Source organism: Actinomadura pelletieri DSM 43383 (assembly GCF_003634705.1).
Taxonomy (GTDB): Bacteria; Actinomycetota; Actinomycetes; order Streptosporangiales; family Streptosporangiaceae; genus Spirillospora; species Spirillospora pelletieri.
In genome coordinates, this window is sequence record NZ_RBWU01000006.1 from 351909 (window position 1) to 376353 (window position 24445).

Here is a 24445-nt window from a genome sequence, read left to right on the forward strand (position 1 = left end):
TGGTATCGCTTCGCGATCCGGCCGGTTGCACTTGCCTTCGGCTTCGCTGCACCGGGCGGGTAACGCGTTCGCGTGCGGGCTGAGGCTGTTTTTATTGCAGGAACGGCCCACTTTGCTCGCCTGGCGGCTCGCTGCGTGACCGTTCCTGGGGCGGACGTGGTATCGCTTCGCGATCCGACCGGTTGCACTTGCCTTCGGCTTCGCTGCACCGGGCGGGTAACGCGTTCGCGTGCGGGGTTAGGGGAAGGGGTGGGGGACGCGGTGGAGGTCCTCGTCACGGAGGTCGTTGCTTCGCCGTCCAGCCTGTCGGAATGCTGTTTTCAGGCGTGACATCTGCAGGACGCGTTGTTTGCTCCAGCCGAAGTCGATGGGTACCAGGCCGGGGACGATCACGCAGACGTTGCGCAGGCCGGAGATCGCCTGTTCCGGGGCCGTCTGGTCCACCGCGATGACGTCGAAACCGGCGCCGATGAGCAGGTCACGACAGAACCGCACGTCGTCGAGGAGGTTCAGGGTTCGGGGACGGTCTCGTTCCCAGTCGCGGTAGAGGTCGGCCATGTCCTGGAGGGGACGGTCGGCGAGGAAGGTTCGCGCGTGCGGGGCCATCTCCGGCAGGCCGAACAGGGCGGCGTGGTGGGTGAGATGCGTGACCTTGGAGAAGTCGCGCGCCATCTCGGTCAGCTCGTCGCCGAGCCGGGTGACCCGCTCGGGCATCGTTGGGATGTAGGAGGCGATCTCGCAGAGGGCGCCGCGCACGGCGGCGGCCGGGTCGAGTCCGGCGCCCGCCGCGAAGCACAGCGTGCCGACACCGCCGTCGCGCCGGACGGCGACGGCGGTGACGACCGGGATGGGCAGGTCCACCCGGTTGTCGAAGAGCCGGACGTCGTAGCCGTGCATCCGCATCCGGTCCATCATGATCCGGGCGGACGGGTCCGGTACGGTCTCGGGGTCGATCTCGGGGAGTTCCGCCCCGCTGTACCAGGCGAGGAGGAAGGCGTCCCGTTCGATGAGCTCCAGCATCCCGAACAGGACGGCCTCCTCCAGGCAGCCGCCGACGGCACAGCCGTTCGAGCACTCGTGGACGAAGTCGCCGTCCCCGGCCCGCCGCTCCATGTAGTAGGAGATGCGTTCAGGGACGAGCAGGGGCCGCTCGTCGCGCAACGAGTACCCCCAGACCCAGGAGATCGGCCGGTCCGGGGCGAAGGCGGTGAACATGGGGTCGGTGCGGTAGACCTCGTCGTCGTACACGCCGCAGTCGCGTGGGTCCAACGCGTCGGGGGCCAACCGCTCGTAGGTGTCGACGACGACGTCGTCGACACCTCGCCGCTGGCCTCCCGCGTACCGTTCGAGTCCCTCCAGGACGCCGCAGGCCAGACTGTCGTCGAAGGAGTCGGAGTGACCGCTCCAGTGCACGTCGAAGAGCCGGTCGGCGATGCGCAGTTTGAGCTGTCCGTTGACCGGCGCGGTGGTCGGGCTGGTCACGTCATGGTGCGCCGCGCGTCCGAGCACCCCGCACACGGGGTTGACCAGGGCGTCCATCGGCAGGTCGTAGTCCGTGGCGGACCGCAGGTGGTAGCTGTCGGGTGCGCGCTTGGCGCGGTCGACCAGCTCCAGCCGGGCGGCGTCGCGGTCGCCGGGACGCGGCCGGCGGCAGGTGGGGCAGTCGGGGTCGGCGAGCAGCCGGTGGCGCCGGACCCGGAGGGTGTCGAATCGCAGCTCATGGACGGGCGGTACGCGGGCGTCGTCCGCCGGCGCCGAGGCGACCTGTTCGAACAGGTGCCACGTCATCTCCAGCGCCGACGCCGTGAGGTAGGGGGAGTCGGCGACGGAACGGATGTCCAGGCCGTTCTCCAGCGCCTCCCGCTCCTCGGCGCTCTGCAACCGCTGCCAGCGCCGGGCCAGACAGTCCGGACACGGCGCCGGTGCGCCGTCCGTCACGGCCGGGCCGAACAGCGCCGAGAACGGTGTCAGGTGGATCGGGAACGTGCCCGGGGCGAACGGCGCGTCCGGTCGCGCCCCGGCCGGAGTGTGCGTGGCGCGCAGGACGTCGGTCTCGCCCAGGACGGCGATCCGCGGCACCACCCGCAGGGGGGACCGGCTCGCCCGGTCCAGCAGGAACGCCTCCACCCGCGCCCTGTCCCGCTCCCGCGGTGTGGAGGCACCGGCCGTCCTCGGATCGGTCCTCGCCACGGTGGCTGTGTTCACATCGGTCCCTTCTGCGGCGTGCCGGCGCGTGGCGGGCGGACCGCTGGTCGGCGGCCCGCCCTGGAGTACTCACGTGCGGTCGTGCTCACGCACAACTTGCGGTGCTGGTGCAGCTGGTCGTGCTGCTGCTCGTGCTGGTGCTGCTGGTGCTCGATCCGGTGCTGGTGCTGCAGTCACAGCTCGTCCAGCCCAGCAGATCCTCGGTGGCCTCGACATGGTCGCGGATCTCGAACGTCTCGGCTTCGAGCGTCGCCATTCCGCTACGCAGATCCGAGAGGCGGTCGTCGCCCGTACGTGCCATGGCACACCACCGCCTACGCGCAGCTTGCGGTGCTGGTGCAGCTGGTCGTGCTGCTGCTACAGCTACAACTGCTGGTGCTGCACCCGCCGGCCAGCATCTCGGGACCGTCCTCGTAGTCGAGGATCTCGAAGGTCTCCGCATCCAGCAGCTCGAAGTCGCTGCGCAGATCGGCGAGCTTGGTCTCCATCCAAGTCACTCCCTTCCGTCCGGTCACGCGCAGCTTGCGGTGCTGGTGCAGCTGGTCGTGCTGCTGCTGGTGCTACAGCTGCTGGTGCTGCACCCGTCGGCCAGCATCTCGGGAGCGTCCTCGTAGTCGAGGATCTCGAAGGTCTCCGCATCCAGCAGCTCGAAGTCGCTGCGCAGATCGGCGAGCTTGGTCTCCATCCAAGTCACTCCTTTCCGGTGTCGTTCGCTGCCCGGTCACGAACAGCTGGTGCTGCTGCTACTGCTGCAGCTACTGGTGGTGCTGGTGCAGCTCGTGGTCGCGGCGACCTCGTCCATCACCTCGACGTAGTCGGTGATCTGGAACGTCTCCGTCTCCAGCAGTTCGAGTTCCTCCCGAAGCACGGAGATCGTGCCGGTGTTGTTCTCGTTCATGGCGGCTCCGTCTAGTCGCAGCAGCTCGTGCCGCTGCTGCTGGTGCAGCTGCTGGTGGTGCTGGTGCAGCTGGTGGTGGCGGCGGCCATCTCCTCCACGCCACCGGTGTGGTCCTGGATCTCGAAGGTCTCGGCCTCCAACAGGTCCAGCCCGTCCTTGAACTCCGACAGCGCCGGAGCCGTTCCGTCTTTGCGCACGATCGATCCTTTCTCTCGGTTGGGGCAACTGTTTCGAAGCATGGCAGTGGCCGGTCTCAGCGCCGGAGTACCGCGCTCACAGATCACTGTCAGCCTGCTGTCGGATCGCTGTATTCGGCGCCGTGGCGGTCGACGAGAAATTTCCGGTGCTGTTCTACTTGGCGCTGCGGATTCGGTTTTCGCGGTGAATGGAAGTCCGTGAAGAATGGAGGCCCGTTATGGCCGAGACGCTGGCGCGCGCCGTTGCCGCGACCCGCCGGTACGGCGGCATCGTGGCCGTCGACGAGGTGTCGGTGGAGATCCGCGCGGGCGAGCTGGTCGGCCTGCTGGGACCCAACGGCGCCGGTAAGACGACATTGATCAACATGCTGATCGGGCTGCGCCGTCCCACCTCGGGAACCGTCGAGCTCTTCGGCGGCGATCCGCGTTCTCCGGCCGGTCGGCGAGGACTCGGGGTCACCCCGCAGGAGACCGGCCTGCCCGCGACGCTGCGGGTCGCCGAGTGCGTCGACTTCGTCGCCGCGCACTACCCCGATCCGGTGGACCGCGACGAGCTGCTCGGCCGGCTCGGGCTGGACGGGTTGCAGCGCCGCCAGACCGGTGGCCTGTCCGGCGGGCAGCAGCGGCGGCTCGCGGTGGCGCTGGCGTTCGTCGGCCGTCCCCGGCTGGTGGTGCTCGACGAGCCGACGACCGGGCTGGACGTCGAGGCCCGGCACGCCCTCTGGCAGGGCATCAGGGACTACCACGCCGACGGCGGGACGGTCCTGCTCACCAGCCACTACCTGGAGGAGATCGAGGCCCTCGCCGAGCGGGTCATCGTGATGGGCGACGGCAGGATCCTCACCGACGGGTCGCTGGAGTCGGTGCGCGGCATGGTCGGCATCCGCCGGGTGAGCCTGCGGATCGACACCGTCCCCCCGCTGGACGGGCTGCTCGGTGTGGAGCGCGAGGGCGGGCGCACCAGCCTGCTGACCCGGGACGCCGACCGGCTCGTCCGCGACCTGGTCGCCGCCGGGGCGGTGTTCTCCGACCTGGAGATCCGGACGACCTCGCTGGAAGAGGCGTTCCTGTCCATCACCACCGCCGGCGACGCCGACGCCGCCGCGGTCTGAGCGCGGCCGACGAGGGAGCGAGTCCATGCTGCAACTGGTGGCCACGCACGCCAAGTACCAGATCTTGGAAACGGTGCGGATCCCGATCGCCGTCATCGGCAACGTGTTCTTTCCGGTGGCGGTGATGCTGTTCTTCGTCGTGCCGTTCACCCGGGACGATCCCGCGGAGGCCACCCAGGCCACGGCCTCGGTGGTGACGTTCGCCCTCATGATGAGCTTCCTGTTCACCTACGGGGTGGGCGTCGCGGAGGACCGGGGGAAGCCGTGGGACTCCTACACCCGCACCCTCCCGGCGGGGTCCGTCCCGCGGTTCGCCGGCCGGATCCTGTCCGGATTCGTGTTCATGGCGCTGTCGCTGATCTCGGTGGTGGTCGTCGCGGTCGTCGCCACCCCCGCCACGCTGTCGCCCGTCGAACTGCTCGCGGCGCTCGGCGCGCTGGTGGTCGCGGCGATTCCGTTCGCCCTGCTGGGGCTGGCGATCGGCTACTCGATGCCGTTCAAGGCGGCGCTGGCGTTCACCCAGATCGTGTTCTTCCCGCTCGCCTTCGGCGGGGGGCTGCTCGGCCCGCCGGGTGACGGTCCCGGGTTCGTGGAGACCGTGGCGCCGTACCTGCCGACCCGTGGCGCGGTGGAGCTGGTGTGGGCCGCGGTGGGCGACTACGAGATCAATCCCACGGCGATGGTCATGCTCGGCCTCTGGATCGCGGGCACCGGCGCCCTGGCGATCTGGGCCTACCGGCGGGACGAGGGGCGCCGGTTCAGCTGAGACACGCCGGTCCGCCGGCGTCGGTTCAACGGCAAGGAGACCACGGCAGTGGAGACCACGACGGTCAATGGAGAGAACGCTCGGGCGACGGGTGCCGTCACCGAGAAGAACATGGCAGGCGGAGATCTTGCGGATGTACGTCCGCGGCTTCGTCACGACGTATTGTTCGCCGACACCGGTAGCGGTGTGCTGTTCCGCAACAGCGAAAACGGATTCATCGTTCAGGGACGGACCGCATACCGTTTCGCCGCGATGTTGGCGCCGCATCTAACCGGCCACAATTCCGTACGAGAACTCTCCGCCGGGTTGAATACGGCGCAGCGCACGATGGTCCTCGACTTCGTGCGCGCCCTTCTCGACCGCGGCTTCGTCCGCGACAGCCGTCCGTCCGGCGCGTCGACGCTGCCGGAGCCCGTCGCGCGGCACTTCCGGTCGCAGCTCGACTACGTCGAGCACTACGTTGACGACGCGGTGGGAAGGTTCGCCGCGTTCCGCGACGCCGACGTTCTGGTCCTCGGCACCGACCAGGTGGCGGAGGCGGCCGCGTTGAGCCTGCTGCGCAACGGGCTGCGCACGGTGCACACGGTGTTGGACGGGCCGGCGGCCGGCGCGGTGCGCGCCGAGGCCGCGCGGCTGACCGAGCAGGGATGTGAGGCCGAGGTCCGGTCGGTGGCCGTGCCGGACCTCGATCCGGTCGGGTACGACCTGGTGATCGCCTGTGGCCTGGGCGCCGACGCCGGAACGGTCCTGCGGACCGTGCGGGCGCCGCGGCGGGGGGTCGTACTGCCCGCGACGTCCGTCGGAGACCTTCTGGTCGCCGGTCCGCTGCTGCGCCCCGGCACCACGCCCTGCTGGACGTGCGCCCTGCTGCGGCTCGGCGACAACGAGGACCCGGCCGCGATCGCGGAGCTATGGCGCGGGATGACGCTGCGCGGCGCCGGACCCGACCGTCCGGGCCCCCGCCCGCCGGTCGCGGGGATGTTCGGCACGATGCTCGGGTACGAGGCGTTCCGGACGCTGACCGGTTGCCTTCCGGCCGAGACCGAGGGCGCCGTCATCGTGCAGGACCGGCTGACCCTGGAGACGGCGCGCGATCCGCTGCTCCCGCATCCCGGCTGCCCCGACTGCGGCCCCGGCGAAGCGGAACTCGTGGCGGACGGGCACGCCCGGGTGCGGCACGCGACCTTGGGCGACCTCGAGCCGGAGCGTCCGGAGCCGTGGCGTCCCGACCCGGAGGGCCCCGACCCGGAACGGCCGGCGGCGGCCTCCGCCGCGACGGTCACTCCGGAAACGCTCAGGGACGAACTGATCGCGATCCAGGACCTGCTGTCGGAGCACGTCGGGGTGTTCGGCGCGTTCGACGACTCGGCGCTCGACCAGTCGCCGCTGAAGGTGACACGGCTGCGGGCCGGGTCCACGGCGGACCCGGCGGCGCCCGCCCGCCTGATCGCCGCAGCCGACCTGCACTATGTGCCGCGGGCACGGACACGGGCGTTGCTGGCCGCCGCGCTCGCCTATGTCGCCCGGAGCGGACCCGGTGCCTGGGCCGCCGCCCCGGTGGAGCGGCCGGGGCCCGATGCCGTCCCACTTGATCGGCTCCTCATCTCGACCGGTCGGGCCTTCGACGACCGTGACGCGGGCGGCCCCTGGCCGGCGGCGACGTCCCTGCTGGACGGTGCGTCCCGGCATGTCCCGGCCGCCGCCGTCCACCCGTTCTCCCCGGCCAACGCCGCCCTGCACGTCGAACCCACGGCCGCGGGCGACGGCGCCGGAACCGGCGAGGCCGAGGCGATCCGGCAGGGCCTGCTGTCCGCGCTGGCCTACGAGGCGCTCCGGGAGGCCGCCGCGGGCGCCGTCGCCGAGACGATCGACGTGACCGCGGCAGCGGACGGATCGGAGATCGACTTCCTGGTCCGCACGGCACGGAACCTGGAACTGACGGTCGAGCTGGTGGATCTCGCTCCGCGGCGGCCCGCCCATCTGGTGCTGGCCCGGACGACCGGTGACGGTGACGAGCGAGGCGACGGCCACGAGCCGGTGCCGTGGGCCGTGGGCGCCGCGCTGTCCCGCGATTCGGCGGTGACGATCGCGCTGCGTGACCTGATCGCGGCCGAGCAACTGCGGCGGGCGCTCGGTGAGACGGAGACCGTGGACTTCGGCGACCCCCTGTTCCCCGCGCTCGATCCTCGGGCGATCCGCTCCGGGGCGGTGGGAACGTCCCGTCCGGAGACGACCGTGGCCGCGCTGCTGGACGACCTGCGCGCCCGCGACCTGGACGCGCTCGTCGTGCCCACCACCACGTCCGACCTGCTCCGCCACGGTCATCTCGTCACGGTGCGGGTGCTGCTGGCACGGGGGGTGTGAAGTGACCGTGACCGCGGACCGGGAGGACTCCCGGCCACAGGTGCACGAGCGCCTGCGCGGGCTCGTCGGCGCGGACGGGCCGCGGATCCACGTGACCCGGCTCGGACTCGTGGACGCGCTGTCCCGCCCCACGCCCGTCCCCCCGGACGCCGTTCCGGGGACGGCGTTGGTCCCCGTCCACCTGCACGACGACAAGGCCGTCGTCGGACCGTACGCGACCGTGCTGGACGGCGGACGGTGGACCCGCCCATGCCCCAACTGCCTGGCACGGCGGTGGCAGGCCATCCGCTCCACCGACGAACGCGACGTCCTGGAGTACGGTGCCCCGTTGCGGGCCGTCGGCGAGTCCCCCTTCCTCCACGGGTTCGGGCTCGACCGGGTGGCGCGGGTCGCGTGCGCCCTGGCCGCGGAACGCCCGACCGACTTCGCCGGGCACCCCTACGTCTACGAGGTCGACCTCGGTTCGGCGCAGACCAGACGCTTCCCGCTGCTCGCCGACTCGGGCTGCCCGCTGTGCGCCGACCGGCCGGCGGACGACCCGGAGCGGACCGTCGCAGATCTGCGGTCCCGGCCGAAGCGCACCCCGGACTCCTTCCGCCGCAAGGCGCCCGACGCGTACGGCCTGTCGGTGGACGCCTACGTCAACCCCGTCTGCGGTGCCCTCGGACCGCAGGTGCGGCACCGCTTCGAATGCACCACCACCGCTCCGGCGATCGGACACATGGCCGTGCGCGGTCAGGGCTACATGCACGACTCCTTCTGGGGAGGACACGCGTACAACTTCGACGAGAGCGTGCTTCTGGGCGTCCTGGAGGGTCTGGAACGGCATGCGGGCATGCGCCCGCGTTCGGTGACCACGGCCGTCGTCGACTCCTACGAGAACGTCAGGGACGACGCGGTCGATCCGTTGGAATGCGGGGTCTACGCAGACGGCTTCTACGACGGCAACGACTACTTCGTCCGGTACACCCCGCAACTGAAGATCCCGTGGGTGTGGGGACGTTCGCTGCGCGACGACCGGCCCGTCCTGGTACCGGAGATCGTGACGTACTACCACGTGCACGATCCGGTGAACAAATACCTGCAGGAGTGCTCGAACGGCTGCGCCACCGGCTCCTGCATGGAGGAGGCGATCCTCTACGGGCTGCTGGAGTTGATCGAGCGGGACGCCTATGTCCTCAGCTGGTACGGCAGGGCCCGGCTGCCGGAGATCGCCACCGACTCGCTGACCGACACACGATCCCGGATGCTGGTCGACAGGATCGCCCTGGGCGGCTACGACGTCCGGCTGTTCGACACCCGCATCGAGTTCCCCGTCCCCGTCGTCACGGCGGTCGGGGTACGGCGGGACGGCGGCATGGGCACGCTGTGCGTCGGCGCCGGAACGAGCCTGGACCCCGAGGCCGCGGTGAAGTCGGCGCTCGGCGAGATCGCCAACACGATCCCCGGATTCGACGTGCACTCGGCCGCCGACGCCGACCGGTTGCGCGCCCTGGCCGCCGACTACTCCCGGGTGGAGACGCTGGCCGACCATCCGAGCCTGTTCGGGCTGCCGGAGATGGCCCGGCACGTGGACTTCCTGCTCGACGACCCCGACCCGCGGCCGATGGCGGAGGTCTACCGCGACTGGTCCGACCGGCGCCCCTACCATCTCGACCTGCTCGACGACCTGCGCTATCTGGCGGGCACGGTGACCGGGGCGGGCTTCGACGTCATCGTCGTCGACCACACCTCGCCCGAGCAGCGCGACGCCGGGGTGCGCGGCGCGGGCGTCATCGTCCCCGGCCTGTTGCCCATCGACTTCGGGTGGGGACGGCAACGCGCCCTGCACATGCCCCGGATGCGCACCGCGTTCCGCCGGGCGGGCCTGCGCACCACCGAACTCGACGACTCCGAGCTGCACCTGGTGCCGCACCCGTTCCCGTGACCACCGGCCAGCGAAATGAGAATCCGATGAGCGTCGTGCACGACTATGTCAACGCGATCGTCCGCCGCCGCCGCGAGCCCATGGAACCGATCGGCTTCGAACCCGACTGGGCCGACAAGCCGCGCCGCCACAAGGTGTACCGGGAGGCGACGCGGTTCCCCCTGCCGGGCCCAGCGGGCGCGCCGAGCGAGCGCACCACGCTGGACGCGGCGCTGCGGCCCGGTCCGGCAGGCGGGCGCTTCTCGCTCGACACCCTGTCGGAGCTGCTGCGCGACTCCTACGGCCTGCTGGGACGCAGGCTGGGGGTGCAGGCCAACAGCGACGAGCAACTGCTGCCCCAGTACCGCAGCGCGGTGTGGTGGCGCGGGACGGCCTCCGGCGGCGGCATGTACCCGGCGGAGATCTACTGGGTGACCGGCTCTCGCGGGCCGATGCTGCCCGGCGTCTACTACTACTCCGCGCCGCACCACGCGATGCAGCGCCTGCTCGCCGGGGACGTCGTGGACCAGGTCCGCGCGGCCCTCGGCCCGGACGGCTCCGTCCCGACCGACCAGTTCCTTCTCGTCAGCCTGAAGTTCTGGACGAACGCGTTCAAGTACAACAGCTTCTGCTACCACGTCGTCACCATGGACATCGGGACCCTGCTGGGGACCTGGCAGATGACGTCGCGGTCCCAGGGCATCACGCTGCGACCGATCCTGAACTTCGACGAACTCGCGTTGAACCGGCTGCTCGGACTGACCTCGCATGCCGAGAGCGTGTTCGCGGTCGTCCCGCTGCCCTGGGACGTCCCGGACGCGACGCCGGAACCCGCGGCGCCGGAACCCGTGCCGGTCGCCGAGGTGAACCGTCCGCGGGTGCACCTCCAAGAAGAGGAGCGTTCCCGAAGGGTGATCCGGTTCCCGCAGGTGGAGGAGGTGCACGCGGAGATCCTGGCGGCGGACCGGCCACGTCCCACCGCCGCGGATCTGGCCGCCGCGATCCCGGCGCCTCCGGTGCGTCCCGCGGCCGAACGGCTCGCGCTGCCCGACCCCGAACCGCTGCGGGCGAGTGTGCCCGAGGCGCTCAGGGGAAGGCGCAGCAGCTTCGGCCGGTTCAGCGCGCACCGTCCCCTCACCCGGGCCGAGTTGAGCGCCCTGCTGGTCGCGGGCACCGCGGGCGGACGGCTGGTCTCCGACGTCAAGGACGAGTCCGGCGGACCGGGGCTCACCCGGTTGGCGGTGTTCACCAACCATGTGGAGGGCGTCGCCCGCGGCGGCTACGACTACGACCCGACCCGCCACGAACTGGGTGTGGCGTCGCCGGGTGACGCGGCGCTGTTCCTGCAACGCAACTACTTCCTGCCCAACTACAACCTTGAGCAGGTCGCCGCCGTGCTGGTGGTGCTGGCCCGGCCGGAGGCCGTCATGGAGGTCGCCGGGCCGCGCGGTTACCGCTTCGTCAACGCCGAGGTCGGCGCGGTCGCGCAGGCGGTCTACACCGCGTCCGCGGCGCTGGGCGTCGGCTGCGGCGCGGCGCTGGGGTTCGACAACGTCTCCTATGCCGAGCGGCTGGGCATCGAGGGCACCGGCGAATGGCCCCTGCTGATCCTGATGGTCGGCAGGGAACGGCCGGGCGAGCCGAACATCGACCATCGGCTGGCCTGAGGGAGGTCGAGAACTGTGGGAGAGGCTTTGCGAACGGTTCCGGATACCGCGTCCGCTGACGCGCTGAGCCAGGCGTTCCAGCCGGACGACAGGGCGGGTTGGCTGCTGACGCCGCTGTTCATGCTGCGACGGGGCGGACTGCCGATCGACGCCGTGCGGCCGTTGCGCTTCACCGAGACGCTCCGCTGGACGGCGGACGTCCTGGAGTTGGAAGAGCGACTGGACCGGCACAAGGGCGGGGCGGCCGACACGCTCGCCGACGCGGTCGGCGGCCTGGTCGACGAGCGACTGCGGCGGGACCTGCTCGCGCTGCGCCGCGACGTCTTCAACCGGCGGCTGCCACGCGACCTCGCACGGGCCAGGCGGCTCACCGAGGAGCGCGGCCTGCGGCGCGTCGGCGAATGGCTGGACCTGCGGGTGCGGTACGAGGACGTGCTGGCCGCGGGCGTGCCGATGCTGGACGGTGAGCTGCGGCAGCGCCGCGAGTACGTCCGCGGGCTCGCCCGGGACCCGCGGCTGCGGCACGGTCTGCTGCTGGCGTCCCCGTCGCTCGACCGCTACCTGTCGGCCTACCTGGAGGCGCCGCCGGGCCCGCTCGGCAAGCGCGCCCGGCGGATCGAGCGATCCCTGCTGGAGTACGTCTACCGCAGCGCGTGCAAGACGAGTCCGTTCAGCACCTTCACCACCGTGGCCTTCGGCGGGTTCGAGCCCGACGGACCCGACGGACCCGACGGAACGGTGGCGGCCGGGGAGTGGACGGGCGCGATGCTGGCCGCCGACGACATCGGCGGTCCGGGCAGCAGCCATGTCCGGATCAATGTGGCGATGCTGGCCCGGCTGTCCGAGGTCATCATGGAGGACGCGGCGCTGCGCGAGGACCTTCCCGTCGAGGCCACCTCCGGTTGGAGTGGCGAACGCGACCGGATCCGTTACGTCCGCCGCACCCACCGGTCCGGCGACACCGAGGCCGCCGTCACGTTCGACTCCCTGCGCGAGGACCTGTTCTACCTGTCCCGCGGATCGGTGCTCGACGAGGTGCTGCGCCTGCTCGAGGACCATCCGCGGATCCGGATGGGAGAGCTGGCCGAACGGCTGCGTGCGGCCGACCCCGAGCGACGCGACCGCGAGGCGATCGAGCTGTACCTGAGCCGGCTGTTGCGGTTGAGCCTGCTGACCGTGCCGCTGCTCCAGGTCGACATCCACAGCGACGATCCGCTGCGGGGTTTCCGTGACCGCATCGCGCGGATCGACCGCCCCTGGGCGGTCGACCTGGCCGAGCGGCTGGACCTGGTCGCCGACCATCTCGCCCTGTACGGCGCCGCCGACCTCGACGAGCGACGGCGGCTGGTGGACTCCGTCCGCAGCGAGTTCGTGGAGGCGCAGCACGAGCTGGGCCTGAACGAGGTCACCACGCCCCGCACGCTGGTCTACGAGGACGTCTCGCACCCCGAGGCGCGCATCACCGCCGACCGCGAGGGCTGGGAGCGCACGCTGCTGCCGTCCCTGCGGGGGCTGTCCAGGGTCCTGCCGCTGTTCGACATGACGCTTCCGCAACGGCTGAACCTCAAGGGGTTCTTCCTGGCCCGCTACGGGCGGGGCGGCCGGTGCGAGGACGTGCTGCGGTTCGTCCACGAGTTCCACCGCGACTTCTTCGACCAGTTCATGAAGGCGTCCCAGCGCCGCCGGGCCTTCGACGCCGACGGCGAGTACGTCCCGCTGGACAACTGGCTGCGGCTGCCGGAGATCACCGCGCTCGACGAGGCGCGCCGCACACTGGTGGACCGGATGCGCCGCGCGTACGACGCGCTGCCCGCGGACGCCGACGAGCTGGTGCTGGACGACGAGTTCATCGACGCGGTGGCGAAGGAGCTGCCGCCGTCCCTGGACGGCTTCGACCCGCGCAGCTTCTTCCTCCAGGTCGCCGATGACGGGGGCCGTCCGCTGGGCGTGCTGAACCGCACGTACTCCGGGCTCACGCTGCTGTTCTCACGGTTCGCGCACTGCTTCGGCGGTGATGAGGGCCTGGCCGGACGGATCCGGCAGATCCTCGCCGACCTCCAACCGGACGGCGCGGTGTTCGCCGAGCTGACCGGCGGCTACGACACCACGAACCTGAACCTGCACCCCCCGGTCACCCCGTACGAGCTGGTCTGTCCGGGGGAGACCAGCTTCCGTCCGCAGAACGCCCAGGTCCCCATCGCCGACCTGGTCATCGAGCACGACGAGGAGACCGACCGGGTGCTGCTGCGGTCCCGCACCCTGGACACCGAGGTGATCCCGGTCTACCTCGGGTTCCTCGTCCCGATGGCGCTTCCGGAGGTGCAGCGGGGGCTGCTGCTGTTCTCGCACACCACCATGGCGTCGCTCGACCTGTGGCACGGCGTCGACAAGCCGCTGCTCGGCGCGGCGATCGGCGGCCATCCGCGGGTCCGGTACCGGGACCTGGTGCTGACCCGGCGCACCTGGAAGATGGTGCCCGACCACCTGCCGGACCGGGCGTCCGCGTCCTCGGACGCGGAGTGGTTCCTGGCCTGGCAGCGCTGGCGCCGCGACAACGATCTGCCCGCCCGCGTCTTCGCCGCCGTCGACGCCGACGCGCCGGACGGGACGGCGGGCGAACGTCCGGCGAACGCGCCCCGCAAACCGCAGTACGTGGACTTCGACAGTTACTTCTCGCTCGGCATCCTCGACCAACTCGCCCGGCAGGCCGGCAGCCGGGTGGTCATGCAGGAGATGCTGCCCGACCACGAACAGCTCTGGCTGCGCACCGCGGAGGGCTCCTTCGTCACCGAGCAGACCATCGAACTCACCCGGGTCGAGAACCGGCCCGGGAAATAGGCAAGGCGGACCAAGGGAGGTCACGATGGACGCGACGACGACGGCCACCGAGCCCGCCGTGGCGGAGGGGCAATGGGAGGCCATCCACATCTTCTATGCCAGCGATCCGAAGCCGCTGCTCGGTGAGTGTGTCGCTCCGCTGGTGGAAGACCTGCGCGAGCGCGGGCTGCTGGCCCGCTACTTCTTCATCAACTACTGGCTGGAGGGGCCGCATGTGCGGCTTCGGCTCAAGCCGATCACCGAGGAGGCCGCGCCCGAGGTCCGCCGGATCGCCGAGGAGGCGATCGACGCCTTCCTCGCCCGGCGACCCGCCCTGTACGAGGTGGACGAGGACTTCCTCACCGGCTTCTACGACGACATGTTCCGGCTGGAGTACAGCGAGGAGGAGCGGGTCGCCCGGTACGGCACCGAAGGCCGGATGCCGCTGCGGCCCAACAACACCCGCCACTACATCGAGTACGAGCCGGAGTACGACAAGTACGGCGGCCCGCACGGCGTCGAGCTGGCCGAATGGCATTTCGAGCACTCCAGCGACCTGGTTCTGCGGCTCATCGACCGGGCGAACCTGCATCTGCGGCCGTCCACGCTCGGCATCGCCACCCAGCTCATGACGATCATGTCGATCTCGTTTCTGGCCGACCGGACCCGGGTCGCCGACTTCATGGTGCGGTACCACCATTTCTGGCACGACTGGTTCAAGCTGAGCACGGGGCAGCGGGACACCGCGTACCAGGAGAACTACGCCGAGGTGGCGGAGGACCTCCGGCGCCGCTTCGACGAGATCTTCACCGCGATCACCGAGAACCGGCCCGACCGGCTCACCGGCTTCAGCCAGAGTTGGGCCGAGCACTGCGCGCTGCTCCGGGAACGGGTCGTCGACCACGCCGAACGCGGACTGCTGGTCTTCCCCCGCGCGGACGGCGGTCGCGCGTGGCCCGCCGCCGGCGCCGACGTCCGGCGGGAACCCGTCACCGACCCGGCGGTGGCGCTGCGCATCCTGCTCACCCCCTACATGCACATGACCAACAACCGGTTGGGCGCCAACGTCGTCGACGAGTCGTACCTGTCGTACCTACTGCTGCGCTCGCTCAGGGAGGACGAGCCGTCTTCGGGGGACGAGCCGTCCTCGGAGGAGGCCTCCATGAACGCGACGGCGGACCGCCGGTGAGCAGTGCCGGGGAGGCGCTGGCGGCGGCCCGCCCGCGGCTCCGCGACGACATCGTGCTCGGCCCGGCGGTGCGCAGCGGACCGGCCCTGGTGCACAACGTGAAGGACCCGGTCGTCGGCCGGTACTACCAGATCGGCCCGCGCGAGTACTTCGTCATGAGCCGCCTGGACGGCAGCACCTCGCTGGAGGAGATCGGCGTCGAGTACGCGACGGAGTTCCGCCGGCGGCTCGGCGAGGAACAGTGGCGGCAGATCCTGTCCACCCTGGCGGCCCGCCGCCTCCTCACCGGCACCGAGGCCCCGGCCGCCGGGGCCGCCGACGGCGCGCCCACCGTCCCGGGGCCCCCGGCACCCGCGCCGGACAAGCGCACGCTGCTGAACGCGCGGGTGGCGCTGCTGGACCCCCAACGGTTCTTCGACCGGATCCTGCCGTACCTGCGTCCGCTGTTCTCCGCGCCCTTCATGGTGCCCGCGCTGCTGGCGGTCGCCGGGCTCATGGTGATGGTCGTCGTGGAGGCCGGCACGCTCGCCGGTGAGGCGAAGCGGCTGTGGGAGGCCCCGGCGGCGGGGGTGACGGTCGCGCTGGTCCTGTGGCTCAGCGTCGCCGTGCACGAGGTGGCCCACGGCCTGACGGCCACGCACTTCGGCGGGGGCTCGTCCGAGATCGGCGTCTTGTGGCGCTTCCCGGTGCTGGCGCCCTACTGCCGGGTCAGCGACGTCCTGCTGTTCCGGCGCCGGTGGCACCGGGTGTGCACGGCGTTCGCCGGGGTGTTCGCGAGCCTGCTCGTGCTGCTTCCGGTGGTGCCGCTGTACTTCCTGGCGCCGGAGGACGGCGTCCTGCGCCATGCCGCCGCCACCCTGCTGCTGTTCGGGACGCTCTCGGCGGTCGCCAACTTCATCCCGTTCCTCCAGCTCGACGGCTACTTCATGCTCAACCACGCGCTCGGCATGCAGAACCTCAGGCTGGAGAGCTACCGGTTCCTGAAACTGTGGGTCGGCCATGTGCGGCGCCGCGACGGCGCCGCCGCCCTGGGCCGGTATCCACGGCGGACGAAGATCGCCTACACCCTCTACGGGGTGGGTTCGATCATCTTCGGGGCCGTGCTGGCCTGCTGGTTCGCGATCTGGCTGCTGACCCTGGCGTGGGGCCTGCTCGACTGAGGGTCAGCGGGGGCGGCCACCGACGATGACGGCGACATTGATCACGGCGACCACGATCCAGACCAGCAGGACGGCGGGCAGCCCGTCGGAGCCCATCGTCCCGCCGATCGCCCCGGTCGTCAGGAAGCCGCCGAGCATGGAGAAGAACACCGGCTCCGGGGAGGTCCCCCGGCGTTCGGGTCGGGTGGCCGCGCGCTCGGCCAGCCGGGCCTCGACCCGAGCGTCCACCCGGGACTCGATCGTGGCGTCGAGCCGGTCGAGGAACGACTCGACGAGTTCGGGTTCGAAGTCGTGTCCGAGTTCCCGCCGCGCGGCCAGGGCGGCCCGCAGCTCCTTCCCGACCTCATCGTGAGCCGTCATATCAAAGCTGTATCCCGACTTCCGGAAACTGTCCAGAAGTGATCGAGAAACAGTCGTCCCGATATGACGTTCGAGGGGAGGGAAAGTGAAATTCGCGCCGACCGGTCAGCCCTTGTCCCGGGCGTCGCGGATCAGGTCGCGAACCCGGTCGACCACGGCGACCACGGGACCCGCGAGCAGGTTCTTGGTGGCGCTCTCGGTACCGGGATGGGGACGGGTCGGCGCGGTGGCCTCGGCGGCGCGGACCGCGGCGGCGAAGCCCCTGAGCTGCGCGGGGCTGAACTCGTCCTTGAGCCGGTCGAACTCGTAGCGCTCCTCGGCGCGGGCATGGGTGAGGACGTCGATGCGCAGTTTGTCGATCGACTTGAGGAATCCCGGATCGTCGGTGTCCATGCCGTCCAGTTCGGTGAGGAGTTCCTTCGCCGCGCGTTCCTCGGCCAGCCGGTCGTCCACGATTCCGTCGCCGCCGGGCAGCCGCCGCGCCATCGGGTGGATGATCTCCTCCTCGGCGGTCTCGTGCACGGCGAGAAGCCGCACCAGCGAGCGAAAGGCGTCCTTGCGCTCCTCGCCTTCGGTGTTCATCACCTGGTCGAACAGGTCGCGGATCCGGCCGTGCTGGGCGCGCAGCAGGTCGATGACGTCCTCGGTCGTGCGCGCGTCGGTCGGTGTGGTCTGCATGTGCTCTCCCGGCTTCAGGGTCGTGGTCGCGCCCGGCGGTGGGCGACCCGCGTCCCGTACCCGAGGTTCGGACGCCTAAGCGAGCCGAATGGCGAGCCCGCAAAATCTTGGCCGGGATTCGGATCGGATGTGCGTTGCCGCATTCCTCGGGTAGGGGCGGTTGCGCCGACACGATCAGACCCACAGGAAGGTGAGCCCGGTGGCGTTCAACCCGCTCGAACATCGTGGCATCCCGTTGGACGACCAGCTGCGCAACTGGGCCCAGCTGGACGTCGCCCCCGTCGACCCCGACCGTTCCGACCCGTACACCAAGTGCCGGATCATCGCGATGAACGGGATCGAGGTGGAGGCCATCATGTTCAGCCACCACTTCGCCCGGGTCTGTCCCGATGTCGAGGTCAAGCAGCAGCTGGCCAAGGTCCGCTATATCGAGGCGCAGCAGCAGAAGGTCGTCAACTGGCTCCTGCCGGGGCAGGCGTCGGTGCTGGAGACCACGATCAGCTACGAGCAGGTCGCCGTCGACCTGACCGGCTGGGTCGCCCGCATGGAGCCCGACCCCTACCTCAAGCAGGCCTACCAGTTCGGGCTGCTGGAGGACTTCGACCACCTGTACCGGTACGCCAACCTGTACGAGATCATCGAGCACCGCAAGGCCGAGAAGGTCATCGACCAGCTGACCGAGGTCATGCCGGGCCGTCCCGGATACCTGCAGCACCGTAACGCGGTCGACAACGTCCGCGAACCCTACGACAAGGACGCGGCCGCGCCGATCTCCAAGCTGCACGCGCTGACCATCATGGCGGCCGAGCAGCAGACGATGAACTTCTACATGAACGTCGGCCCGATGTACATGGAGCCGATCGCCCGGCAGCTCTACCAGGAGATCGGCCTGGTCGAGGAAGAGCACGTCACGCACTACGAATCGCTGGTCGACCCGGGCGAGACCTGGTGGGAGCGCCTGGTCAACCACGAGTACAACGAGTGCTACATGTACTACTCCTTCATGCAGACCGAGACCGACCCGCGCGTCAAGGGCATCTGGGAGCTGCACCTGAACATGGAGCTGGAGCACCTGCGGATCGCCTGCGACCTGATGCGCCGCCACGACGGCCGCGACCCCGAGAGCGTGCTGGCTCCGCAGCTTCCCGAGCCGGTCACGTTCGAGCCGAACAAGCACCTGGTCCGTGAGCTGCTGTCCACCCAGATCGACTGGACGACGCTCGGCACCGGCTACGTCCAGGAGGCCCACCGCCGGTTCGAGGAGTACCAGGACAAGATCAACGCCGAGCGGGGCGCGCAGGAACGTGTCATCGACGAACACCGCGACAAGTTCGGCGACGAGTACCGCCTCGCCACCGAAGGCCCCCACCCCGTCGAACGCCTCCGCGACTGACCGGGCCACGGCAACGGCACCGGCGGCTTCCGCCTCACCGGCCTGAGCATCCAGTGCAGATCAGGGTGTCCTGTGGTGCGGTCGGCGGGATCTGCTGTTTGGGGGGGTGGTGTGCGGTGCTGACCCGGCTTCCCTCCGAATTCTGGGATGTTCGGTATGTCGGGGCCCGGTTTCCGGGGTCACCGGCCGTGGCCGCGGAACCCGGCATCGCCGCCGGTGCCAACTGCCAACTGTTCGCCTATCAGGTGCTCATGCACTTCGGGCTGGACGCGCCCGCGCTGCGGTCGAGCGAGTTGTGGGCTGACACGGAGTGGACGACTCGGGTGCCGGCGGCACGGCCGCTGGACTTGGTCCTCTTCAACGCCACCGGCGATGCCTGGGGCGCCCATGTCGGTGTCTGGGTCGATGACGACCAGGTTCTTCATCTCAGTGATGAAGTCGGGTATCCGGTCGTATGGAGCATGGACGACTTCGCGGCACGGGCCCGGTACCGCACACTGATCGGCTTCAAGCGCGTCACCCGCAGGCTTGTGGAATGAACCGTCACCCCAGGGCTTTTCGCAGCAGCGCCGTCAGCTGGTTCTGCTCGTCGGGGGTGAGTCGTTCGACCGCCGTCCGGCCGAAGGTGAAGGCCTTCGCGAACCGCTGGTTCATCTCGTCCCCCTGAGGGGTTCGCACGACGATCCGCGCGCGACGGTCCTGGGGGTTCGGTTCGCGCACCGCGAGCCCGAGCGCTTCGAGCCGCGCGACGATCTGGGTGATGTTGGACGCGTCGCACCCGAGCTCCTCGGCCAGGGCTCCCATCCCGCATGGCTCGTAGAGGCGGCCGAGCAGACATGCCTGCGCCGGGCTGAGTCCCAGCGTCGCCGCGGCCGCCTCGTAGGCGCGTTCGTAGACGTCGACCAGGTCGAACAGGACGGTCTCGGCCTCGGACGAGGTGCTCGCGGGTCTGCTCGGCAGCGACATGCCCCCAGTCTAGAGGATCGCTTGATTCTCTCAAGTAATCGTGCTCCAATGTGCTTGATCCACTCAAGCAATCAGGAGGGCCCGATGGGCGGCAAGGCTCAGGACACGGCGAGCGACGCGAGCGTGCCGACGGAGATGAACGCGGTCGTGCTCGACCGGTTCGGGGGCGTCGACGAACTCGCGCCGCGCCGGATTCCGGTTCCGGAGGTCGGCGACGACGACGTCCTCCTCCGGGTGGAGTACGCGGGGGCCGGGTCCTGGGACGTCATCGAGCGCGAGGGGCACTACGACGGTGCCTTCGGCGCGAAGTCGACCTTCCCCTTCGTCCTCGGTTGGGACGCGGCGGGCACGGTGGCCGCGGTCGGGCGCAACGTCACCCGCTTCGAGGTGGGCGACCGTGTCTACGCCGCGACGATCCCGTCGGTGCGGAGCGGCTGCTACGCCGAATACAGCGCCGTCGAGGCCGAGTACGTGGCGCATGTGCCCGACCGGTTGCCGACCGACCAGGCCGGTGCGCTGGCCTGGGACGCCCTGACCGCGCTGACCGGTTTCGACGTGCTCGACCTCCGGTCGGGCGACTCGCTCATGGTCTTCGGGGCCAGTGGAGGCGTCGGGCACATGGCCGTGCAGCTGGCGCGGCACAGCGGCATCCGGGTGCTGGCCGTCGCCTCCGGTGACGACGGTGTCGCCCTCGCCCGCCGGCTGGGCGCCGACGCCGTCATCGACGGCCGCAAGGTCGACGTGCTTGCCGCGGCTGCGGAGTTCGCACCGGACGGGCTCGACGGGGCCTTCATCACCGCAGGGGGCGAAGTCGCCGAGCGGGCGCTCCGCGCGGTGAAGGACTCGGGACGGATCGCGTGGCCGAACGGCGTCGATCCCGCACCCTCGACGACCCCGGCGGCGAAGGTGTTCCACAACGACGGGGATCGCACCGCCACCGATCGGCTGAACGCGATCATCGAGGCGAGTTCCTTCGAGGTCCATCTCGCCCGGACCTTCCCGCTGGAGCGGATCGCGGACGCGCATCGCGCCCTGAACGAGCACTATGTCGGGAAGATGGTTATCAAGATCGGGTAAGACGCCGGGCGGTCGTTGACATGTTCTGCCCGATTCGTTGATCGGACGCCTTGGGTCTTGTGCATCGGAAGTCCGCCGCTGATGCTTGGTCGACTTGATCAAGTGTGGAGGCGGCGGTTCGATGCGTGCGCGCCGAGGTTCGGCGATGGTCGTGGCCGGGCTGGTGAGCCTGGGCGGCGCGATGCCGGTCGTGCCGGACGAGCCGCCCGGTCCGGCGCTGACCGACCTCGACCTGACCGCCGCCAACCGTCGCCCTCCGGTGGACGGGCTGTACGACTGGTCCAAGGCCGGATACCGCGCGGGCGCCCGGCTCCCGACCGAGGCGGAACTCACGTCGGACACCGACTGCCTCCTCAGGCCGGAGACGCTCGCGAGCAAGTACGACGTCATCCCCGACGACGAAGGCGATGATCGCGCTGGGATCCAGCGGGCGATCGACCACGTCCGCGCCGAATGCAGTCCCAAGGCCGGTTACACGAAGCTGAGCCGGATCCGGCTTCCCGCCGGACGGCTCCTGGTCGACGCGCAGATCAGGGTCGATGCCGACTACCTCGTCCTCACCGGCGCGGGCTCGGATCCCGCCACGGGAACCAGGATCGTGTACACGCCCAATGCCGACACCCGGTATGACGCCCTGACCGCCGGCAACGCCGACTGGGACGAGGACGGCATGGTGTGGGGCTCCGCGAAGGGCGGTTGGATCTGGCCGGGGCGGAGCTTGTTCGCGGTCGCCTCCCGTGAAGTGGCCGCGAGGTACCGCGCCGACGCGCCCCGGCCGGAGCCCCAGAACTACGACAACGCCCCGGCCAACCGCCGGGACCTGTTCGAGGGCACGGTGAACGCCCACTGGGTCTCCGGTGCCACACTGCGGGCGATGCCCGGCGAGACCGCCTACGCGGGCAGGAAGGGCCAGACCAAGGTCTATCTCAACACCGGGACGACCGGCGCGATCATGGGCGGCTTCAAAGTGGGCGGCCATGTCAACATCCGGGCGGCCAACAGCGTGAGGTTCTACGGCGAGATGTCGGTCCCGGCCGATCACGCCTCCCTGCAGAACCTGCACATGCGGCAGCAGATCTTCGGCATCACCGAGGTCGACACCACCGGCAAGGTGATCACGCTCGACAAGCCCCTGGAGTTCGACGTGCCGGTCGACTCGACGTCGGACGGATCACCCATGATCGACGGACGGGTGTACACCTCGAAGGCGGCCCCGCTGATCGATCCGGTGGTGGGCGTCGGCATCGAGAACCTGTACCTCACCCAGACGGCACCCAAAGGCAAGACGGCGAAGGACGCCGTGCACGACTACGGCAATCTCGACCCCGCAGGCCAGATGCACGGCATCGTCCTGAAGGGTGCGGTGAACGACTGGGTTCGAGGCGTCCGCTCGGACATGACCGGCTCGCATCCGATCGTCACCGAAGAGGCCAAGAACCTTTCCATCGTTGACAACACCCTCGCCGGGTCGTGGAACAAGGGCGCGGGCGGCAACGGCTATTTCCGTGGTTCCCGCGTCTGGGACTCGGTCTACGCCGGTAACACCACACGCAACCTCCGGCACTTCACGTTCCAGTGGTCGGCCTCGGGCAACGTCGCGATCGGCAACAGCTTCGACTCGGACCTGAACCTGCACGGCGGCTGGGAACGCCACAACCTTTTCGAACTCAACAACGTGACCGTCCCGTACGAGCACCGGCCGGGGAGGTGCAGCGTCAACTGCGGTGAAGAGGGCGGCGGCAAGCCCGGCGACGGCACCTGGTACCCCATCTATTGGTCCGCGGGCGCCAAGGCGGTGAAATGGTCGGGTTCGTCGGGGCCCGACAACGTCTTCTTCCGCAACGCGCTACGGAAACAGGTCGACGGCCCGAACGCCCCCTACGTCGACTACTACGCCGCCCGCCAGAAGATCCACCGGTTCGGCGTGGACGGCTCCGGCGCCTGGCACCACCTGGACGTCGACGGGAAACCGATCAGCGACTGGCTCGACAACGAGCGGCACGACTACACCGGCGGTCACGGCGTCGACGACACCGCGACGTCCGAGTACCCCTCTCTCTTCCTGTCCGCCCTCCCGAAGCGGTAGACGCCCAGCCTCGGTGCGGCCGCTCAGCGGCCCACATGGACGAAGGGTGCCCACAGGTCCACCTTCTCGGCGCCGAGCAGGTCGCGGAGGTCCAGGGTCGCGGCATGCAGGGCTCGCGCCACGGTGTCGGGCGAGCGGACGCCCGGCTCGGCGGCCAGCGCGCGGAAGACGTGCCGGGCGGCGAGGGGGACCGCCCTGTCCTTCGCCGGCCACAGGGTGCCGACCACGTCCTGCCAGCCCGCCAGGCGCAGCGCACCGGCCAGACTGAGTGCCTCGTCCAGGTTGAGCAGGCCGCCCACCGCGGTCTGGCAGGCGCCGAGGAAGGCGACTTCACCGGACTTGGCGGCACCGATGAGCCGGCCGACGGTCAGCAGACCGTCGGAGAGCCGCAGCCCGCCCATGACCGGATGCTCCATGTCCTGGTGACCGTGGCACGCGAAATAGACGTAGGAGTGATGCTCCAGTTCGGACAGGACCCGCTCCCGTGTCGCGGTCTCGTTCTTGAGCGAGGTGTGACGTCCCGCGAAGTCCCTCTCAAGGAACTTCGTCTCCACGGGGCGCAGTCCTTCGTCGGCGATCGCGGTGATGAGCAGCCGTGGCGGCTCGCCGGTCGACGGTTCGTCCCGCGCCGGGCCGGACAGGAACGACAGTGCCGGAGTGTAGGACGACACCACCCGGTCGGGGACGTTCCCACCGCCGTCGTCGCCGTACCGGCCCGCCGCGTGCAACGGCACCATGGACAGGAAACTGGTCGGGCACCACCAGATCCGCGGCGGCGCGACTCCGTCGCCCGGGTCGCGGTCGTGGCCGAGTTCCGACAGGACGGCTCGGCGATCACGTCCCAGCACCAGGCGAGGAGCTTGCCCGTGTGCGTGCGCGGGTCACCGGGGAAGTCGTCCTCGTCGAAGGAGCGCAGGAAGTCGAAGACGATGTCGAGCCCGGCCTCGAAATCCAGCCTCGGCAGCGGCACGACCCGTACGCCGTCGGCGGAGACGATCAGGGCGTCACCGCGCCAACGGCTCAGGTTGACCACGACCGCAGGTCCGTCCACCGCCCAACCCGCGACCAGGTCCGCCGCGGTGGGCGGGGCGACGGGCGCTCCGGCCGCGTCCGCGCGATCCCGCGCGTGCAGCACCAGCCGGCCGCGTTCCAGCAGTTCCACGGCGAGTTCGGGCTCGTCCAACTGGAGGGCGCAGGCGGCGGCGTCGACGGACAGGCCCGGCCAGGCGCGCCGGGCCAGTTGCACCGTGCGGTCGGAACGGCTCAGATGCGGGCCTGCCAGGTCATGCAAGGTGTCGAGGGCCGTTCGGTAGGCGTCCATGGCCGACTCCCAACGGCCGCGACCCCCCTCGAACAGGCTCCATTTCTGCGCCGCGTCCAGCCTCGTCCACGCACTGCCGCCGGGTGTGACAATCGCCTCGCGCAAGGCCGCGACGGCTGCCTCGGCGTCGGCGGGGTCGTCGGTCAACTCGAACCGTGTCCGCTTCGCCGTCCCGAGGTTGGTGAGGACGGCGGCTCGGGCTGGATGATCGGGCCCGGCGGCCCGCTCGGCGATTTCGGCGCTGCGGACGGCGTCGTCCGCGAGGTCGGGTTGTTGCAGCATC

At 70.3% G+C, this 24445-nt stretch carries 22 protein-coding genes; 12 read left to right on the plus strand and 10 right to left on the minus strand.

All coding sequences use genetic code 11. The features are described 5' to 3' along the window. Positions 1-237 precede the first annotated feature (237 nt). From BZB76_RS26865 to BZB76_RS26890, 6 genes are all read right to left on the minus strand, one after another. Positions 238-2205 (minus strand): TOMM precursor leader peptide-binding protein, encoded by a 1968-nt coding sequence (locus BZB76_RS26865; protein WP_121437201.1) that lies wholly within the window; start codon positions 2203-2205, stop codon positions 238-240. 85 nt (positions 2206-2290) lie between these two features. Continuing rightward, positions 2291-2506, minus strand: coding sequence for a hypothetical protein (locus tag BZB76_RS26870; RefSeq protein ID WP_199487592.1), 216 nt, complete (start codon positions 2504-2506; stop codon positions 2291-2293). 13 nt (positions 2507-2519) lie between these two features. After that, the gene (locus BZB76_RS26875; protein ID WP_121437202.1) at positions 2520-2693 is read right to left on the minus strand and encodes a thiazolylpeptide-type bacteriocin; all 174 of its coding nucleotides are present in this window, start codon (positions 2691-2693) and stop codon (positions 2520-2522) included. 23 nt (positions 2694-2716) lie between these two features. Continuing rightward, entirely contained in the window at positions 2717-2890 is a 174-nt protein-coding gene (locus tag BZB76_RS26880; RefSeq protein ID WP_121437203.1) for a thiazolylpeptide-type bacteriocin, read from the minus strand. Positions 2891-2926: 36 nt separating this feature from the next. Further along, positions 2927-3103, minus strand: coding sequence for a thiazolylpeptide-type bacteriocin (locus tag BZB76_RS26885; RefSeq protein ID WP_121437204.1), 177 nt, complete (start codon positions 3101-3103; stop codon positions 2927-2929). A gap of 11 nt (positions 3104-3114) precedes the next feature. Continuing rightward, positions 3115-3300 carry a thiazolylpeptide-type bacteriocin gene (locus tag BZB76_RS26890; protein ID WP_246007226.1) on the minus strand — a complete coding sequence of 62 codons (186 nt, stop codon included), beginning with the start codon at positions 3298-3300 and terminating at the stop codon, positions 3115-3117. 218 nt (positions 3301-3518) lie between these two features. Between BZB76_RS26890 and BZB76_RS26895 the strand changes: the two genes are divergently transcribed. The 8 genes from BZB76_RS26895 (at position 3519) to BZB76_RS26930 (ending at position 16281) form a co-directional block, all read left to right on the plus strand. Further along, a complete protein-coding gene (locus tag BZB76_RS26895) occupies positions 3519-4412 on the plus strand; it encodes an ABC transporter ATP-binding protein (protein WP_121437206.1) in 894 nt (297 codons plus the stop codon). Between the two features lie 25 nt (positions 4413-4437). Then, positions 4438-5178, plus strand: coding sequence for an ABC transporter permease (locus tag BZB76_RS26900; protein WP_121437207.1), 741 nt, complete (start codon positions 4438-4440; stop codon positions 5176-5178). Between the two features lie 306 nt (positions 5179-5484). Continuing rightward, positions 5485-7542, plus strand: a complete 2058-nt coding sequence (locus BZB76_RS26905) for a TOMM precursor leader peptide-binding protein (protein ID WP_147449559.1) — start codon at positions 5485-5487, stop codon at positions 7540-7542. Position 7543: 1 nt separating this feature from the next. Further along, a complete protein-coding gene (locus tag BZB76_RS26910; protein ID WP_170180764.1) occupies positions 7544-9469 on the plus strand; it encodes a TOMM precursor leader peptide-binding protein in 1926 nt (641 codons plus the stop codon). Between the two features lie 26 nt (positions 9470-9495). Then, the gene (locus tag BZB76_RS26915) at positions 9496-11115 is read left to right on the plus strand and encodes a SagB family peptide dehydrogenase (RefSeq protein WP_121437210.1); all 1620 of its coding nucleotides are present in this window, start codon (positions 9496-9498) and stop codon (positions 11113-11115) included. Positions 11116-11142: 27 nt separating this feature from the next. Continuing rightward, positions 11143-13953 (plus strand): lantibiotic dehydratase, encoded by a 2811-nt coding sequence (locus BZB76_RS26920; RefSeq protein ID WP_246007227.1) that lies wholly within the window; start codon positions 11143-11145, stop codon positions 13951-13953. A 25-nt stretch (positions 13954-13978) separates the two neighbouring features. Next, positions 13979-15121 (plus strand): lantibiotic dehydratase C-terminal domain-containing protein, encoded by a 1143-nt coding sequence (locus BZB76_RS26925; protein ID WP_121437211.1) that lies wholly within the window; start codon positions 13979-13981, stop codon positions 15119-15121. After that, positions 15118-16281: a M50 family metallopeptidase gene (locus BZB76_RS26930; RefSeq protein WP_121437212.1), complete on the plus strand. Its 1164-nt coding sequence runs from the start codon at positions 15118-15120 to the stop codon at positions 16279-16281. Before BZB76_RS26925 ends, BZB76_RS26930 begins: the two co-directional genes overlap by 4 nt. Before the next feature lie 3 nt (positions 16282-16284). On the opposite strand, the gene BZB76_RS26935 is transcribed toward BZB76_RS26930, so the two are convergent. Both BZB76_RS26935 and BZB76_RS26940 read right to left on the minus strand, forming a co-directional pair. Beyond that, on the minus strand, positions 16285-16641 hold the full coding sequence (locus BZB76_RS26935) for a hypothetical protein (protein ID WP_121437213.1): 357 nt from the start codon (positions 16639-16641) through the stop codon (positions 16285-16287). Between the two features lie 105 nt (positions 16642-16746). Next, the gene (locus BZB76_RS26940) at positions 16747-17319 is read right to left on the minus strand and encodes a hemerythrin domain-containing protein (RefSeq protein ID WP_121437214.1); all 573 of its coding nucleotides are present in this window, start codon (positions 17317-17319) and stop codon (positions 16747-16749) included. Positions 17320-17518: 199 nt separating this feature from the next. Between BZB76_RS26940 and BZB76_RS26945 the strand changes: the two genes are divergently transcribed. Beyond that, a complete protein-coding gene (locus BZB76_RS26945; protein ID WP_121437215.1) occupies positions 17519-18712 on the plus strand; it encodes a hypothetical protein in 1194 nt (397 codons plus the stop codon). 188 nt (positions 18713-18900) lie between these two features. Further along, positions 18901-19251, plus strand: coding sequence for a hypothetical protein (locus tag BZB76_RS26950; protein WP_211343208.1), 351 nt, complete (start codon positions 18901-18903; stop codon positions 19249-19251). A 4-nt stretch (positions 19252-19255) separates the two neighbouring features. On the opposite strand, the gene BZB76_RS26955 is transcribed toward BZB76_RS26950, so the two are convergent. After that, complete coding sequence (locus tag BZB76_RS26955; RefSeq protein ID WP_121437217.1) at positions 19256-19678, minus strand: MarR family winged helix-turn-helix transcriptional regulator; 423 nt, start codon at positions 19676-19678, stop codon at positions 19256-19258. An 84-nt stretch (positions 19679-19762) separates the two neighbouring features. On the opposite strand from BZB76_RS26955, the gene BZB76_RS26960 reads away from it, so the two are divergent. Both BZB76_RS26960 and BZB76_RS26965 read left to right on the plus strand, forming a co-directional pair. Then, positions 19763-20755, plus strand: a complete 993-nt coding sequence (locus tag BZB76_RS26960; protein ID WP_246007228.1) for a quinone oxidoreductase family protein — start codon at positions 19763-19765, stop codon at positions 20753-20755. Positions 20756-20876: 121 nt separating this feature from the next. Continuing rightward, the gene (locus BZB76_RS26965; RefSeq protein WP_147449560.1) at positions 20877-22841 is read left to right on the plus strand and encodes a pectate lyase family protein; all 1965 of its coding nucleotides are present in this window, start codon (positions 20877-20879) and stop codon (positions 22839-22841) included. A gap of 23 nt (positions 22842-22864) precedes the next feature. Here BZB76_RS26965 and BZB76_RS26970 read toward each other — a convergent pair whose 3' ends face one another. After that, on the minus strand, positions 22865-23689 hold the full coding sequence (locus tag BZB76_RS26970; protein WP_121437219.1) for a CHAT domain-containing protein: 825 nt from the start codon (positions 23687-23689) through the stop codon (positions 22865-22867). Positions 23690-24445: the final 756 nt, after the last annotated feature.

What these genes read in the sequence shown, in the direction of transcription:
- BZB76_RS26915 (WP_121437210.1), top strand. Translation starts at nt 9,496, where the DNA reads ATGAGCGTCGTGCACGACTATGTCAACGCGATCGTCCGCCGCCGCCGC.
- BZB76_RS26960 (WP_246007228.1), top strand. Translation starts at nt 19,763, where the DNA reads ATGGGCGGCAAGGCTCAGGACACGGCGAGCGACGCGAGCGTGCCGACG.
- BZB76_RS26870 (WP_199487592.1), bottom strand. Translation starts at nt 2,506, where the DNA reads ATGGCACGTACGGGCGACGACCGCCTCTCGGATCTGCGTAGCGGAATG.
- BZB76_RS26925 (WP_121437211.1), top strand. Translation starts at nt 13,979, where the DNA reads ATGGACGCGACGACGACGGCCACCGAGCCCGCCGTGGCGGAGGGGCAA.
- BZB76_RS26955 (WP_121437217.1), bottom strand. Translation starts at nt 19,678, where the DNA reads ATGTCGCTGCCGAGCAGACCCGCGAGCACCTCGTCCGAGGCCGAGACC.
- BZB76_RS26895 (WP_121437206.1), top strand. Translation starts at nt 3,519, where the DNA reads ATGGCCGAGACGCTGGCGCGCGCCGTTGCCGCGACCCGCCGGTACGGC.
- BZB76_RS26900 (WP_121437207.1), top strand. Translation starts at nt 4,438, where the DNA reads ATGCTGCAACTGGTGGCCACGCACGCCAAGTACCAGATCTTGGAAACG.
- BZB76_RS26940 (WP_121437214.1), bottom strand. Translation starts at nt 17,319, where the DNA reads ATGCAGACCACACCGACCGACGCGCGCACGACCGAGGACGTCATCGAC.
- BZB76_RS26875 (WP_121437202.1), bottom strand. Translation starts at nt 2,693, where the DNA reads ATGGAGACCAAGCTCGCCGATCTGCGCAGCGACTTCGAGCTGCTGGAT.
- BZB76_RS26935 (WP_121437213.1), bottom strand. Translation starts at nt 16,641, where the DNA reads ATGACGGCTCACGATGAGGTCGGGAAGGAGCTGCGGGCCGCCCTGGCC.
- BZB76_RS26880 (WP_121437203.1), bottom strand. Translation starts at nt 2,890, where the DNA reads ATGGAGACCAAGCTCGCCGATCTGCGCAGCGACTTCGAGCTGCTGGAT.
- BZB76_RS26965 (WP_147449560.1), top strand. Translation starts at nt 20,877, where the DNA reads ATGCGTGCGCGCCGAGGTTCGGCGATGGTCGTGGCCGGGCTGGTGAGC.
- BZB76_RS26885 (WP_121437204.1), bottom strand. Translation starts at nt 3,103, where the DNA reads ATGAACGAGAACAACACCGGCACGATCTCCGTGCTTCGGGAGGAACTC.